Raw genomic sequence first — 14,280 nt, 5'->3', positions numbered from 1 at the left:
CGGCGTCAGACGCGGGTCGCCGCAGCGCGGTTGGCGGCGGACACGACCGCCTTGAGCGAGGCCGTCACGATGCTCGGGTCGACCCCGACCCCCCAGACGATCTGGTCACCGATCTCGCACTCGACGTACGCCGCCGCGGCCGCGTCGCCGCCGGAGGACAGCGCGTGCTCGGCGTAGTCGAGCACCCGGATGTCTCCGTTGACCGACGCGATGGCGTCGACGAACGCGGCGACCGGGCCGTTGCCCTCGCCCTTGATCGACTGGACGGTCTCACCGACCCGGACGTCCACGACGAGCTCGTCCAGCCCGTCCTGGATCGTCGACGAGCGGAACGCCTCGAGCGCGTACGGTGCCGTCCGCTCGAGGTACTCCGCGGAGAACGCCTTCCAGATCTCGTCGACCGACATCTCGCCGGCCTCACCCTCGGTCATCGACTGGACGACGCGGCTGAACTCGATCTGGAGCCGACGGGGCAGGTCCATCTTGTGCTCGGACTTCATGATGTACGCGACGCCGCCCTTGCCGGACTGGCTGTTCACGCGGATCACCGCCTCGTACGAGCGGCCGACGTCGTGCGGGTCGATCGGCAGGTACGGGGCCTCCCACGGCATCTCCGACACGGGGATGCCGCGCTCGGCCGCCTGGCGGTCGAGGTCCTCCAGACCCTTCTTGATCGCGTCCTGGTGCGAGCCCGAGAAGGCGGTGTAGACCAGGTCGCCCGCGTACGGGTGGCGCGGGTGGACCGGCAGACCGGTGCAGTACTCGACGGTGCGGCGTACCTCGTCGATGTCGGAGAAGTCGATCTGCGGGTCGATGCCCTGGCTGAAGAGGTTCATGCCCAGCGTCACCAGGTCGACGTTGCCGGTGCGCTCGCCGTGACCGAACAGGCAGCCCTCGACGCGGTCGGCGCCGGCCATCATCGCCAGCTCGGTCGCGGCCACGGCGGTACCGCGGTCGTTGTGCGGGTGCAGCGAGATCGCGACGTTCTCGCGGCGCGAAACGTGTCGGCCGAAATACTCGATCTGGTCGGCGTACGTGTTGGGCGTCGCCATCTCGACAGTCGCCGGCAGGTTGAGGATGATCTCGCGGCCGTCCTCAGGCTGCCAGACGTCCATCACCGCCTCGCAGACCTCGATCGAGAAGTCGAGCTCGGCGCCGGTGAAGATCTCCGGCGAGTACTGGTAGCCGAAGTCGGTGCCCTGCAGGTACTCCTCGGCGTACTTCATCACCAGCTCGGTGCCTCGGACAGCGATCGCCCGGCACTCGTTGCGGTCCACGCCGAAGACGACGCGCCTGAAGAGAGGGGCGACGGCGTTGTAGAGGTGGATGCTGCCGTTCTTGGCGCCAACCAGGGATTGCGCCGTACGGTCGATCAGGTCCTCGCGGGCCTGCGTCAGGACGGAGATCGTCACGTCATCGGGGATCAGGTCGTCCTCGATCAGGTGACGGACGAAGGCGAAGTCGGTCTCGCTCGCGCTCGGGAAGCCGACCTCGATCTCCTTGTAGCCCATCCGTACGAGCATGTCGAACATGCGGCGCTTGCGGGCGGGCGTCATCGGGTCGATCAGGGCCTGGTTGCCGTCACGCAGGTCGGTCGAGAGCCAGCGAGGGGTCTCGGTGATCGTCTTCGACGGCCAGGTGCGGTCGGGCAGGTCGATCGCAGGGAAGGTCGGGTAGCGCTGGTATGGCATACCGCTGGGCTGCTGAGGGGAGATGGCCATGGTGATGTCCTCGTTCGGGGCTCGTCTGAGATGAGAAGCGCCGCGGTGCGGCGACGGCCGGCCATGACGAACGCCGCGACGAGGGGGTCCGACCTAGTGCGAACCCTCGCCGCGGCACCGAAGGAGGAGGCGCGCGATGTACATGGCTGGCGTCAGCATAGCCCACGACGGCGCTAGTCTCGCGAGATGTCCACCCTGCTGATCGTCCACCACTCGCCGACACCGACCGTCCAGTCGCTCACGGACGCCGCGGTGGCAGGCGCGCACGATCCTGCGCTCGAGGGTGTCGAGGTGGTCGTCCTCCCGGCGCTGGAGGCCCGGGCCGGCGACGTGCTGGCGGCCGACGGGTACCTCTTCGGCACCACCGCGAACTTCGGCTATATGAGCGGAGCTCTCAAGCACTTTTTCGACACGATCTTCCTCGAGGCCGGCGGTGCGCTGAGCGAGGACGGCTCCGCAGCGGGCACGAAGGACGGAGTCCGCAGGACCAGGCCGTACGGGCTCTGGGTGCACGGCCGGTACGACACCACCGGCGCCGTACGAGCGGTGCAGTCGATCGCGGGCGCGCTGCCATGGACACAGGCAGCGCCCGTGCTCGAGGTGCTCGGCAACGTCGGTGCGCCCGAGCGGGAGCAGGCCTACGAGCTCGGTGCGACGCTGGCGGCGCTGCTCACCCCGTAAGGCTGTGCAAAGGCGCCATCGCCCCCTCACCTCCTGCCCGTACACTGGCTGCCGTCGTACCGCCGAACCCCCCGGGAGGACGTACCGTGTCGGCTCTCCGACGCCCCCGCACCCGCGCCCGCAACTCGCTGCTGGGTGTGGTCGGCGCTGCGGCGCTAGTGCTCGTCACCGCCTGCGGCTCCGCCGGCGACATCAGCGGCGCTGCGCCCGGTGCGGACGACGCGCCGCCCCCGCCCGTACGCTCGCTGCCGCCTGCCACAGGGACGACCCCCGCACCGACCCCGACCGCAGAGCCTGTCGCGGCTCCACCGAAGGCTGGCGAGTGCCGCAAGCCGAGCACGGTCGACGTCGCGCTGCGCGTCAGCGACGACGATGCCGCCCCGATCACGTGCTCAGGTGCGACCTCGGTCACCTCTCTCGTACGCCCGATGAACGCTTCCGTGAAGGCCGCTGTCACCGCGTACGACACCACCCGCATCCTCCGCTCGGCCCGCCCGTACTGCGAGCGGGCCGCTGCCGGCTGGCTCGGCACCGACGCCAAGACGCTGAAGCGGTCGCAGTTCGGCTTCGTCGTCGGTGTCCCCAGCGCAGCGCAGACCGCCGAGGGCGCCGACTGGATGCGGTGCGACCTCGTGCTGTCGGCGAACAGCGCACGACTGGCTGCGCTGCCCGCTCGGACCAAGAACGCGCTCAAGGGCAAGCGCGGCCGCGACTTCATGCAGTGCGTGCGCGGTGACATCCGCAGCGCCAGCGGCACAGTGACCTGCTCGACCCGTCACCAGTGGCGCGGGGTGGACACCATCCGGCTCGGCGCCGCGAAGGTGAGGTACCCCGGCACCAAGAAGGTCCAGGCGACCATGCGCGACCGCTGCCCCGCGGGCGTGCGCCGCTATCTCGACACCCGCGGGTCGTTCGACTACGGCTACATCTCCCCCAGCCGCACCGCGTGGCAGCGCGGCGAGCGGTGGGGCGTCTGCTTCGCCAAGACCAAGAAGTAGCCCGCGGGCTAGAAGCCGAGGCGGCGCAGCTGCTTCGGATCGCGCTGCCAGTCCTTGGCGACCTTGACCCGCAGGTCCAGGAACACCGGGGTGCCGAGGATCCGCTCGATCTGTCCGCGCGAGTCGGTGCCGATCTGGCGCAGGCGCGAACCGCCCTTGCCGATCACGATGCCCTTCTGGCTGTCACGCTCGACGAAGATCGTGGCCCGCACGTCGACCAGCGGCTTGTCCTCGGGTCGGTCCTCGCGCGGCACCATCTCCTCGATGACGACCGCGATCGAGTGCGGGAGCTCGTCGCGCACGCCCTCGAGCGACGCCTCACGGATCACCTCGGCGACCAGCGTCTCCTCAGGCTCGTCGGTGAGGTGGCCGTCGGGATAGAGCGGGACCCCCTCGGGCAGCTCGGCGATCAGCAGGTCACGCAGATGCTCGACCTGGTAGCCGGACACCGCGGAGACGGGGACGACGTGCTTCCACTCGACGCCGAGCTCGTCGCCGGTCGCAGCGATCGCCGCGAGGTGCTCGATGAGCCGCTCGGGCGCGACCTTGTCCGCCTTGGTGGCGAGCGCCAGCATCGGCCTGCGTCGGATCTTGGCGAGCTCGCCGATGAGGTAACGGTCGCCAGGACCGATCCGCTGGTCGGCCGGCAGGCACACGCCGATCACGTCGACCTCCGACCACGTGCTGCGAACGAGGTCGTTGAGCCGCTCCCCCAGCAGGGTGCGCGGGCGGTGGAGCCCCGGGGTGTCGATCAGGATCAGCTGACCCTCGGGGCGGTGGACCAGCCCTCGGATCGCGTGGCGGGTCGTCTGCGGACGCGAGGACGTGATCGCGACCTTCTCGCCGACGAGCGCGTTGGTGAGTGTCGACTTGCCGGCGTTGGGACGGCCGACGAAGCATGCGAAGCCCGACCGGAACGTGCTCACGAGTCCACCCGAGAGTGCGGCGTGCCGTGGACGTCGGCGACCAGGACCGGGACACCCGCGCCGGCGAGGTCGCGGACCGCCGCCATGTCGTCGTCGCTCACGCCGTCACCGTCGGTGCTCAGCGCCGCAGCCTCGAGGCCGGTCGCTCCGGACGAGACGGCCATCGCGACCGCGAGACGGAGTGCGGTCAGCTTCAGCGAGGGCAGCTCGACGGTCGATGCCGCGTACGTTCGACCGTCGCGGTCGCGCACGGATGCCCCCTCGGCGGCGCGGGTCCGCGCCCGCGTCGCGCGGGCGAGGGTGAGGATCTTGCGATCCTCAGGGTCGTCGACAGTGAGGGGTGGGGAAACCATGAGGTCCAGGGTATCGGCGGACCCTCAACCCGACGCGCTCGCGCCGACCGACTCCTCCGAATCACCGCCGGAGGCCTCTCGGCTCACGATGACCGTGCCGATCCGGTTGCGTCGTCCGCGCGGGGCCTCGGCGACGAAGCGCAGCCCGTCGAGCGACACCTCGCTCCCCGCGATCGGGACCTTGCCGAGGTGCTTGGCCATGAGGCCGCCCACCGAGTCGACGTCGTCGTCCTCGATCGGGACCCCGAACAGCTCCTGGAGGTCGTCGACGTCGAAGCGTGCGCTGATGCGTACGGAGCCGTTCGACAGGTGCTCGATGTCCTCCGGCGGCGCGTCGTACTCGTCGGTGATCTCGCCGACGATCTCCTCGAGGATGTCCTCGATCGTGACCATGCCCGCCGTGCCGCCGTACTCGTCGACGACGATCGCCACGTGGGTGCGCTGTGCCTGCATCTCGCGCAGGAGCTCGGCCGCCGGCTTGGAGTCGGGGACGTACAGGCACGGCCGCATCACCGACTCGACCCGCTCGGTCGTCTCGGCGTCACGGTTGTCGAAGACGCGCTTGGTGATGTCCTTGAGATAGGCCATGCCGACGACGTCGTCGAGGCTGTCGCCCGTCACCGGGATGCGGGAGTAGCCGCTGCGCAGCGCGAGCGACATCGCCTGGCGCAGCTTCTTGGTGCGTTCGATGAACACGACGTCCGTACGAGGCACCATCACCTCGCGCACGACGGTGTCGCCGAGCTCGAAGACGGAGTGGATCATCTGCCGCTCGCCGGACTCGATCAGCGCGCTCTGCTCAGCCAGGTCGACCAGCTCACGCAGCTCTGCCTCGGACGAGAACGGGCCTTCACGAAAGCCCTTGCCCGGGGTGAGGGCGTTGCCGATCGCGATGAGGACGCGCGGGACGGGGCCCAGGATGCGGGTGATCGCGATGAGCAGCCCGGCGGACAGCAGGCCGACGCGCTCGGAGTTCTGGCGGCCGAGCGTACGAGGGCCGACACCGATCGCGACGAACGAGACGACCGACATCACCAGCGTCGCGAGCAGCAGCTGCTGCCAGAGCCCGTCGATGGCACGGGCGAACATGACCGCCACGAGGACGACGGCGCCGGTCTCGGCCACGATGCGCAGCAGCAGCGCCGTGTTGATGTACGGGGCGGGGTCGCGGACGACGCGCGCGACCCGCGTGGCACCGGAGCGCCCCTCGGCGACCAGCTCGTCGGCGCGAGCCTTGGAGAAGGTGGAGAGCGCGGCGTCGACACTGGCGAGCAGGCCCGCCAACCCGACCAGAGCGACGGCGAGGACGACCAGCCAGACGTCGATCGTCATTGCGGTGGCTCCGCCTCGCGCCACTTGGCCAGGACGACGTCCTGGAGGGCGAACATCTCGCGGTGCTCCTCGGGCTCGGCGTGGTCGTAGCCCAGAAGGTGCAAGATCCCGTGGACCGTCAGCAGCTCGAGGTGGTCGCGGAGATCCAGGCCTTCGCTGGCCGCATCCTTGGCGGCGACCGCGGGGCACAGCAGCATGTCGCCGAGATAGCCCTCCTCGGCGTCGAGGTCGTCGGAGCCGGGTCGCAGCTCGTCCATCGGGAAAGACAGGACGTCGGTCGGACCCTTCTTGTCCATCCACTTCTCGTTGTACTCGGCCATCGTGCCCGGATCGACGACGATCATCGTCATCTCGGTGGCCGGGGCCAGCCGCATCTCGGTCATCACGAACCGCGACAGGCGGGTCAGGCGCTCGACGTCGACCGGCTCGCCGGACTCGTCGCGCCAGCTGGACTCATCGAGTACGTCGACGTTCATGACCTTCGTCCTCATACTCGTCGTAGGCGGCCACGATGCGACCGACCAGCTTGTGGCGGACCACGTCCGCGGAGGTCAGCATCTGGAAGGAGATGTCCCGGACGCCGTCAAGGATCTCGCGCACCACCCGCAAGCCGCTGCGCGTGCCACCCGGCAGGTCGATCTGGGTGATGTCACCGGTGACGACCATCTTGGAGCCGAAGCCGAGCCGGGTGAGGAACATCTTCATCTGCTCGGGCGAGGTGTTCTGGGCCTCGTCGAGGATGATGAACGCATCGTTCAACGTGTTGTGCGTAACCAAGAAATCGTCCGTCACGTAGAGCGAGTCCTGAGCACCGACCGCGATGCACACGGTCTCCGCACGACCGGCGGGCTCGATCGAGTCGATGAACCGCATCGGCCGACCACCACCGGTTGCCGCGTACGCGTCTGCCTTGCGCGCGAGGCGGAACGGCGTGACACCCTCCGGAAGCCGGATGTCGAGCGTGTAGGCGTCGTGCCGATAGGCAACCTCACGTCCCCTCGCGAGCCCGGGCTTGCGACCGTTCGCCTGACGCGTATGCACGTATACGACTCCGCCGAGCGAACGTACGAGGAAGGTCACGTCGTCGCGAAGCCGTGGCGACGTCGTCGTGTACTGGATCCGGCAGGTCCGGCCGTCCTGTGTGACCGTCCCGCCGTCGCTGTCGAGCAGGCCCTGCAGGACACCGAGCCGGACCTCACGCGAGTTGTAGAGGTACGCGACAGGCACGAACGTGGCGGGTGAGGTCTTGTGCACGAGCGCGAGATCCCTGACGGCCACGGTGACGGGGTTCGCGATGCGAAGGCCGCCGCGTCCACCTTCGGTGTGTCGGAGCACGTAGTCGTAGTCGGAGCCACGGCGGGCGACCTGGATCGCGGGAAGCAGTCCCTCGAGCGCGTCGGCCAGCTCTGGATCGGCGGTCGTGAACGTCGGGGTCGTCTTGGTCGTGAGGCAGCCGTCGCCGAGCAGCAGCCCCAGTGCGTACGGGTCGATCGGGATGTCCTTCGGCTCCATCTCGACCGGGTCGACCATCGGAATCTCGTATCGGCGAGCGTGCAGCGCCCGCTCCTTGCCGATCATCTCGCGTGTCTGGAGCGTGCGGCTGCGCCCTCGCCGACGGTCCGACGCCGTGCGGACGGTCCACAGATGCTCGCCGCACGCCAGCGTCGACGCCCCGTCCTGGGCGGTGACGCGATAGACGTCACGCTCACCCTGCGGGTAGACACCGAGAACGGGCGTCGGTCGACCGTCCCGTCCGATAACGAGATCGCCGACCTGCAGCTTGCCGATTCGCTGCCAGCCCGTCGGCGTCAGCACAGCGCGGTCAACCGGCTGAGCCCTTCCACGCATGTAGGCCAGCGGCGCGACCTCGATCGTCCCGGCCGCGAGCAGCTTGGGGATTGTCTCGGGGTCGAGCATGTCGTGCAGCGCGTCGTACAGCGGGCGCAGGTAGGGATCGATCTTCTCGCTGAGCGTGCCCGGCAAGAAGCCGAGGTTCTCGCCGGCCTCCACCGCAGGGCGCGTGAGGATGATCCGCGTGACGTCCTTGGACTGGAGCGCCTGCACGGCCTTGGCCATCGCGAGGTACGTCTTGCCGGTGCCGGCGGGCCCGATGCCGAAGACGATCGTCTGCTTGTCGATCGCGTCGACATACCGCTTCTGGTTGAGCGTCTTGGGACGGATCGTCCGGCCGCGATTGGACAGGATGTTGAGGCTGAGGACGTCGGCGGGACGCTCCTCAGTCTCGGTCCGCAGGATCGCGATGCTGCGCTCGATCGTCTCGGTCGTCAGGCCCTGACCGGTCCGGATCATCGTCACCAGCTCATCGAGCAACCGCTCGACCAGCGCGGACTCGGCCGCCGTTGCGCGGATGGAGACCTGGTTGCCACGGACGTGGACGTCGGCGTCGAAGCTGGACTCGATCAGGCGGAGGAACTCGTCGGCGGGGCCGAGCAGCGCCACCATCGGGATGCTCGCCGGGATCGTGACGGTGTGCTGCAAGGGTTCAGGCGTACTCATCGGCACCCCCGTCGGGGGCAGTTCTCCTTCGCTCGGTCGGGACTCGACCATGGTATGCGGGCCACCGGCCCCCGTGCGACCACGAATCCTCCTGGCCTCAGCGGAACGCGTCCCGGATCCGGCCGAAGACACTGCCGCGATGGGGTGCAGCGAACTCCGCCTCGACCCGCTCCTCGCCACGCTCGACGGCTAGCTTCGTGAGGAGGTCTCGCTGTGCCTCATCGAGCTTGGTGGGCGTCTCGACGACCATGCGGACCTTGAGGTCGCCACGCCCGACACCGCGTAGGTGCGGAACCCCGCGGCCCCGGATCGTCACCGTTTCGCCGGACTGGGTGCCCGCCGCGATGTCGAAGCCGATCGTGGGCTCCGCGCCCTCGACGTCGGCGTCAGCCTCGAGCGTCGGCAGGTCGATCTGCGTGCCGAGCGCCGCCGCGGTCATCGGCACCCGTACGTCGCAGTAGAGGTCGTCGTCGGAGCGGGTGAACACCTGGTGCGGCTCGACCTCGATCTCGACGTACAGGTCGGCGGCGGGCCCACCGCCCGGGCCGACCTCGCCCTCGCCGGTGAGCTGGATGCGCGTCCCGGAGTCGACGCCCGGGGGCACCTTGATGGTGAGCGTGCGGCGCGCGCGCACCCGGCCGTCGCCGGAGCACTCCTCGCACGGGTTGACGATGACCGAGCCGAAGCCCCCGCAGGTCGGGCACGGGCGCGCCGTACGGATGTCGCCGAGGAAGGAGCGCTGCACGTGCTGCACCTCTCCGTGGCCCTGACAGGTCTGGCAGGTGACCGGATCCGCGCCGTCGGCCGAACCGTTGCCGTGGCACGTGCCGCACACGACGGCCGTGTCGACCTTGAGCTCGCGGGTGGTGCCGAAGGCGGCGTCGGCCAACGGCACCGCGATGCGGATCAGCGCGTCGTTGCCGCGACGCGTCCGGCCGCGCGGACCGCGCTGGGTCTGCTGGCCGAAGAACGCGTCCATGATGTCGCTGAACGAGAACCCCGCGCCGAAGCCGCCGCCGCCACCCGCGCTGCCGAGCGGGTCGCCGCCGCGGTCGTAGAAGGCACGCTTCTCGGGGTCGGACAGCACCTCGTACGCGACGGTGACCGTCTTGAACCGCTCCTGTGCCTCCGGGTCGGGGTTGACGTCGGGGTGCAGGCTGCGTGCGAGCTTGCGGTATGCCTTCTTGATCTCCTCGGGTGTCGCATCGCGATTCACACCGAGGGTCCCGTAGTAGTCCTGGCTCATGCGTCCTTGTCTGTTCTCAATCGCTGAGGGTCTGGCCGACGTACCGGGCGACGGCACGCACGGCCGCCATCGTGCCCGGATAGTCCATGCGGGTGGGTCCGACGACGCCGAGGGTGGCCAGCGGCTCGTCGGTGCTGCCGTACGCCGTCGCGACGACCGAGGTCGCCGACAGCTCCTCGTACGGCACCTCGGCGCCGATCCGTACGGTGAGCATGCTCGGAGAGGTGGCCTCGCCGAGGAGCTTGAGCAGCACCACGTGCTCCTCGAGCGCCTCGAGCACCGGCTTGATCGAGGTGTCGAAGTCGGCCCCGAAGCGCGCGAGGTTGGCGGCACCGCCGACCGCGACCCGCTCGTCGGAGCGCTCGTCGGAGAAGGCGCGCGTCATCGTCGCGACGACAGCGGTCACGATCGGCCGCTCCTCGGGTCGGAAGGCCGTGATGAGGTCGGCGACGGTCGCTGACGCGTCGGGCAGCCGCTGGCCGACGGCGGCCGCGATGAGCTTGCCGCGCAGCTCGCCGAGCAGATGCTCGCCGGGCTCCTCGGGCAGCTCGATGATGCGCTGGTCGACGCGGCCCGAGCTCGTGATCAGCACGAGGAGGATGCGGCCGCGGTCCATCGGGACGAGCTCGACATGACGCACCGTGGAGCGGGTGAGCGTCGGGTACTGCACGAGAGCGACCTGGTGGGTGAGCTGCGACAGGAGCCTCACGCTGCGCTGCACCACGTCGTCCACGTCGACGGCCCCGTCGAGGAAGGACTCGATCGCCCGCCGCTCAGGGATGCTCAGGCGTCGTACGGAGGCGAGCCGGTCCACGAAGAGCCGATAGCCCTTGTCGGTCGGGATGCGACCTGCGCTGGTGTGGGGCTGGGCGATGAAGCCCTGCTCCTCGAGCACCGCCATGTCGTTGCGGACGGTCGCCGGCGAGACCCCGAGCTGATGCCGGTCGACCAGCGTCTTGGAGCCCACAGGCTCCCGCGTCGCCACGTAGTCCTCGACGATGGCGCGCAGGACCGCGAGCTTGCGTTCGTCGAGCACGACCTCCACCGCCTCGTCCCTTCTCGCACGTCTGGCACTCGTGTGCCGTGAGTGCCAGTCTAGCCAGCAAGGCCAGCCGCGCGTGGCGCCCCGGCGGCGTGTGCCGCCCTGGTGGACCCGCCGCCTCGACTACCGTGCTCCTCGTGACTCACGACCGCTACGGCTCCGACGTCCTCTCCGGCGACTGGCGCGTCCCCAAGCGCGGACGCTCCACCGAGCGGGAGGCGGAGGTCGGGATGGTGCTCGAGGAGGTCCAGACCGACTTCTGCGGCGCGGTCACCCGTACCGACCGCGACCTCGGCACGGTCGAGCTCGAGGACCGCCGCGGCAAGCGCCGTACGTTCCCTCTCGGCCCGGGCTTCCTGCTGGAGGGCAAGCCCGTGATCCTCAAGGCGCCCGTCCGTGCCGCCGCCCCCGCCCGCCCCACCCACACCGCCTCGGGGTCCGTCGCCGTCCACGACGCGAAGGCCCGGATCGCCCGGGCAAGCCGGATCTATGTCGAGGGGCGACACGACGCCGAGCTCGTCGAGAAGGTGTGGGGGGACGACCTGCGGATCGAGGGTGTCGCCGTCGAGTACCTCGAAGGCGTCGACGACCTCCCGTCGGTGGTCGCGCAGTTCAAGCCGGGGCACGGGCGCCGCCTCGGCGTGCTCGTGGACCACCTCGTCCCCGGGTCGAAGGAGTCACGGATCGCCGCCTCGGTGCTGCGCGGCCCGTACAAGGAGCACGTGCTGGTCGTCGGCCACCCCTACGTCGACATCTGGCAGTCCGTGAAGCCGGACCGCCTCGGGCTGGCGAAGTGGCCGATGATCCCGCGGACGATGTCGTGGAAGCACGGCATCTGCCAGGCGCTGGGCTGGCCGCACCGCAACCAGGCCGACATCGCGCACGCCTGGAAGCGGATCCTCGGTACGGTCTCCTCTTACGCCGACCTCGAGCCTGCGCTGCTCGGTCGGGTCGAGGAGCTCATCGACTTCGTCACGCAACCCACCGCTGGTTGAGCCTGTCGAAACCTTGAGCCTGTCGAAACCTTGAGCCTGTCGAAACCTTGAGCCTGTCGAAACCTCTACGGCACGTCCCCTCGGACCCGCCAGAAGCACAACCCACCGAGGCCGAGCGCCAGCACGAGGAGCAGCGCCGTCTCGCGCCACTGCAGCGTCCAGAAGGCGCTGGACGGGTACGACGTGACCTGCTGTTGGTAGCCGTCGGCCGTGAGCCGTTCGAAGCACGCCTCCCGAGCGCCCGCCTTGGCGCTCTCACCCGGCGGCGGCCCGCCGCAGTCGACGACCCACTTCGGCAGGGTCGCCAGCGTCGTTCCGTCGGCGTCGACCGTGACGTTGGAGAGCTCCCACTCACCCGTCCCTTCGGTGCTGACCTGGATCTCCTCCACGCTGGTGATCTCGTCACCAGGCCCCTCGGCCCCACCGACCAACAGCCCGACGAGGTTCTCGTCGGTGATGGAGGTCGCAGTGGTCTCAGGTTCGGCCAGGTGGGCACGCAGCACCGCGGGGACCAGCACCTGGGCGGCGACGATCAGCACGAGGGTCACCGCCATCGCCGGGACGGTCCGCCGGATCACGAGGCCGGCGAGCACACCGATCGCGAGCGCCAGCAGCGCGTAGCCGATCGGTACGCTCCCCCGCGCCCCGAACAGCGCCGGCTCGATCCGGGCGACGGCGAACACGTCCGTCCGATCTCCGGCGGTGACCGCGCGGTCGATGGGACCGGCCCACCAGGTCACACCCCACGCGAGCACACCGGCGACGGCAGCGGTGACTAGCGCGGTGAGGCCGAGCTTCGTGGCCAGCCAGCGCGTACGGGTGACCGACTGGCTCCACGCGAGCCGGTGGGTCCGCGTCTCGAGCTCGCGCGCGACCATCGGCGCACCCCAGAAGGCGCCGACCACGGCTGGCAGCGCGTACGCCGCCGCGATGCCTGCGTAGTAGAGCGTGACCTTGAGTCCGTCGGAGGTCACTCCGTCCAGGAACGAGCTGCTCTCGGCCGCGTCGCCCAGACTCGGGCCGGTGGCCGCGAGCGCGGCGAGCAGCAGGGCGACGCCGAGCGCCGTCGGCACGGCCTGGGGGCGCATCTGGCGCCAGGTCAGCCAGATCATCGGACTACCTCCACGGTCGGGCGCGGGCGCTTGTACGAGGCGTCATTGCGCAGATAGGCGAGAACGAGATCTTCGAGCCCCAACGGGGTCGCGTCCCATGACGGGTCGATCAGCGGCCCGTCTGTGCGGACCACGAACGTGCTCTGCCGCTCGGTGTGGCTCGCCGTCACCACGTGATGTCCGGCAGGCGCCGCGTCGGATGGGCGCCGAGCCCCGGTCATGCGGCGGTGCGAGGCGAGCAGGTCGTCGAGGTCGCCGGCGACCCGGACCTCCGAGTCCACGAGCACCACCAGGAAGTCGCAGGCACGTTCGAGGTCGGAGACGAGGTGCGACGAGAGCACGACCGTGAGGTCGTGCTCGGCGACCGCCTCCATGAGGTCCTGCATGAACTCGCGACGGGCCAGCGGGTCGAGAGCGGCGACCGGCTCGTCCAAGATCAGCAGCTCCGGTCGCTTGCCGATCGCCAACGTGAGCGCGATCTGGGCACGCTGGCCGCCCGACAGCGTGCCGGTACGGCGCCGGGCGTCGAGACTGAGCCGGGCGATCCGCTCGTGGACCAGCCCGTGGTCCCATCGCGGGTTGAGCTTCGCGCCGAGGCGAAGGTGATCGGCGATACTCATCCCCCGGTAGGTCGGAGTGTCCTGACTCACGTAGCCGACGCGCGCGAGATGGTCGGCACCCGACGACGGGTCCTCCCCCAGGACCTCGACCCGCCCTGCGGTGGGCACCAGCATCCCGGCCGCCAGACCGAGGAGCGTGCTCTTGCCGGCACCGTTCGGGCCGACCAGACCGACCACGCGACCGGTCGGGAGCTCGAGGGTGCAGTCCTTCAGGGCCCATTGCCGATTTCGGCCGTATCTCTTGCCGAGCTCATGCGTCCTCAGTGCGGTGGTCATGCGATGTCCTCCTCGGAGGCGGCGCGAAAGGTGGTCGTGAACAGCGCCTCGATGCTCTCGTCGTCGAGGCCGGCACGGCGGGCCTTGGCGAGCCAGCGCTGCAGGTCCGTACGGAGGGGTCCGTGCGCCGCGAGCGTGTTGTCGGTGAGGGTCCGGGTGACGAAGGTGCCGACACCGGGCCGCGGCGCGACGAGGCCGTCGCGCTCGAGGTCGCGGTAGGCCTTCAGGACGGTGTTGGGGTTGATCGCCAGCTGGTGGGCGACGTCCTTCACGGTCGGGAGCTGGTCGCCCTCGGCGAGCAGGCCGAGCCGCAGGGCGCGGCGCACCTGCTGCACGAGCTGAAGGTAGGCCGAGACCCCCGAGCGGGAGTCCAGGTGGAACTCGATCATCGGATACTCCTAATGTGCTACTTGACTAGCACTATAGGCCGCAGCAGCTCCGGCCGCAAGGGTCGTTGGCGG

Annotated in this window: 13 protein-coding genes and 3 pseudogenes; 3 read left to right on the top strand and 13 right to left on the bottom strand. The window is 69.8% G+C overall.

Going from position 1 to position 14,280, the window contains the following annotated elements:
- Nucleotides 1-5: 5 nt before the first annotated feature.
- Nucleotides 6-1,721, bottom strand: coding sequence for a 2-isopropylmalate synthase (leuA, locus tag ACFSDF_RS11970; protein ID WP_243843099.1), 1,716 nt, complete (start codon nt 1,719-1,721; stop codon nt 6-8).
- Between the two features lie 186 nt (nt 1,722-1,907).
- Here leuA and ACFSDF_RS11965 point away from each other — a divergent pair, with 186 nt between their 5' ends.
- A complete protein-coding gene (locus ACFSDF_RS11965) occupies nt 1,908-2,402 on the top strand; it encodes a flavodoxin family protein (RefSeq protein ID WP_167007933.1) in 495 nt (164 codons plus the stop codon).
- Between the two features lie 86 nt (nt 2,403-2,488).
- The gene (locus tag ACFSDF_RS11960) at nt 2,489-3,400 is read left to right on the top strand and encodes a septum formation family protein (protein ID WP_167007930.1); all 912 of its coding nucleotides are present in this window, start codon (nt 2,489-2,491) and stop codon (nt 3,398-3,400) included.
- A gap of 8 nt (nt 3,401-3,408) precedes the next feature.
- On the opposite strand, the gene era is transcribed toward ACFSDF_RS11960, so the two are convergent.
- From era to hrcA, 9 genes and pseudogenes are all read right to left on the bottom strand, one after another.
- Nucleotides 3,409-4,326: a GTPase Era gene (era, locus tag ACFSDF_RS11955; RefSeq protein ID WP_167007927.1), complete on the bottom strand. Its 918-nt coding sequence runs from the start codon at nt 4,324-4,326 to the stop codon at nt 3,409-3,411.
- Entirely contained in the window at nt 4,323-4,679 is a 357-nt protein-coding gene (locus tag ACFSDF_RS11950; RefSeq protein ID WP_167007924.1) for a cytidine deaminase, read from the bottom strand. Before ACFSDF_RS11950 ends, era begins: the two co-directional genes overlap by 4 nt.
- 24 nt (nt 4,680-4,703) lie before the next feature.
- Complete coding sequence (locus tag ACFSDF_RS11945; RefSeq protein WP_167007921.1) at nt 4,704-6,011, bottom strand: hemolysin family protein; 1,308 nt, start codon at nt 6,009-6,011, stop codon at nt 4,704-4,706.
- Complete coding sequence (gene ybeY / locus ACFSDF_RS11940; RefSeq protein ID WP_167007919.1) at nt 6,008-6,487, bottom strand: rRNA maturation RNase YbeY; 480 nt, start codon at nt 6,485-6,487, stop codon at nt 6,008-6,010. The genes ACFSDF_RS11945 and ybeY overlap by 4 nt, the downstream gene beginning before the upstream one ends.
- Nucleotides 6,465-6,950 (bottom strand): annotated as a pseudogene (locus ACFSDF_RS11935) (PhoH family protein); the annotation flags it as partial. The pseudogene ACFSDF_RS11935 and the gene ybeY, both read right to left, overlap by 23 nt.
- Before the next feature lie 84 nt (nt 6,951-7,034).
- A pseudogene (locus tag ACFSDF_RS11930) lies at nt 7,035-7,523 on the bottom strand (LAGLIDADG family homing endonuclease); the annotation flags it as partial.
- A gap of 324 nt (nt 7,524-7,847) precedes the next feature.
- Nucleotides 7,848-8,528, bottom strand: a pseudogene (locus ACFSDF_RS11925) (PhoH family protein); the annotation flags it as partial.
- Between the two features lie 97 nt (nt 8,529-8,625).
- The gene (gene dnaJ / locus ACFSDF_RS11920; RefSeq protein ID WP_167007915.1) at nt 8,626-9,774 is read right to left on the bottom strand and encodes a molecular chaperone DnaJ; all 1,149 of its coding nucleotides are present in this window, start codon (nt 9,772-9,774) and stop codon (nt 8,626-8,628) included.
- 16 nt (nt 9,775-9,790) lie between these two features.
- A complete protein-coding gene (gene hrcA, locus ACFSDF_RS11915; protein WP_167009248.1) occupies nt 9,791-10,810 on the bottom strand; it encodes a heat-inducible transcriptional repressor HrcA in 1,020 nt (339 codons plus the stop codon).
- A gap of 134 nt (nt 10,811-10,944) precedes the next feature.
- On the opposite strand from hrcA, the gene ACFSDF_RS11910 reads away from it, so the two are divergent.
- Nucleotides 10,945-11,811, top strand: coding sequence for a DUF3097 domain-containing protein (locus ACFSDF_RS11910; protein ID WP_167007913.1), 867 nt, complete (start codon nt 10,945-10,947; stop codon nt 11,809-11,811).
- 65 nt (nt 11,812-11,876) lie between these two features.
- Here the strand turns inward: ACFSDF_RS11910 and ACFSDF_RS11905 are convergent, their stop codons facing one another.
- Genes ACFSDF_RS11905 through ACFSDF_RS11895 form a run of 3 tightly spaced genes read right to left on the bottom strand, consistent with a single transcriptional unit; the run spans nt 11,877 to nt 14,208 of the window.
- Nucleotides 11,877-12,923 (bottom strand): ABC-2 transporter permease, encoded by a 1,047-nt coding sequence (locus ACFSDF_RS11905; RefSeq protein WP_167007911.1) that lies wholly within the window; start codon nt 12,921-12,923, stop codon nt 11,877-11,879.
- Nucleotides 12,920-13,819, bottom strand: a complete 900-nt coding sequence (locus ACFSDF_RS11900; RefSeq protein ID WP_377157636.1) for an ABC transporter ATP-binding protein — start codon at nt 13,817-13,819, stop codon at nt 12,920-12,922. Before ACFSDF_RS11900 ends, ACFSDF_RS11905 begins: the two co-directional genes overlap by 4 nt.
- The gene (locus ACFSDF_RS11895; protein ID WP_167007907.1) at nt 13,816-14,208 is read right to left on the bottom strand and encodes a GntR family transcriptional regulator; all 393 of its coding nucleotides are present in this window, start codon (nt 14,206-14,208) and stop codon (nt 13,816-13,818) included. The genes ACFSDF_RS11900 and ACFSDF_RS11895 overlap by 4 nt, the downstream gene beginning before the upstream one ends.
- Nucleotides 14,209-14,280: the final 72 nt, after the last annotated feature.

Source organism: Mumia zhuanghuii (assembly GCF_042681565.1).
Taxonomy (GTDB): domain Bacteria; phylum Actinomycetota; class Actinomycetes; order Propionibacteriales; family Nocardioidaceae; genus Mumia.
This window is presented reverse-complemented; position numbering and strand designations above follow the sequence as displayed.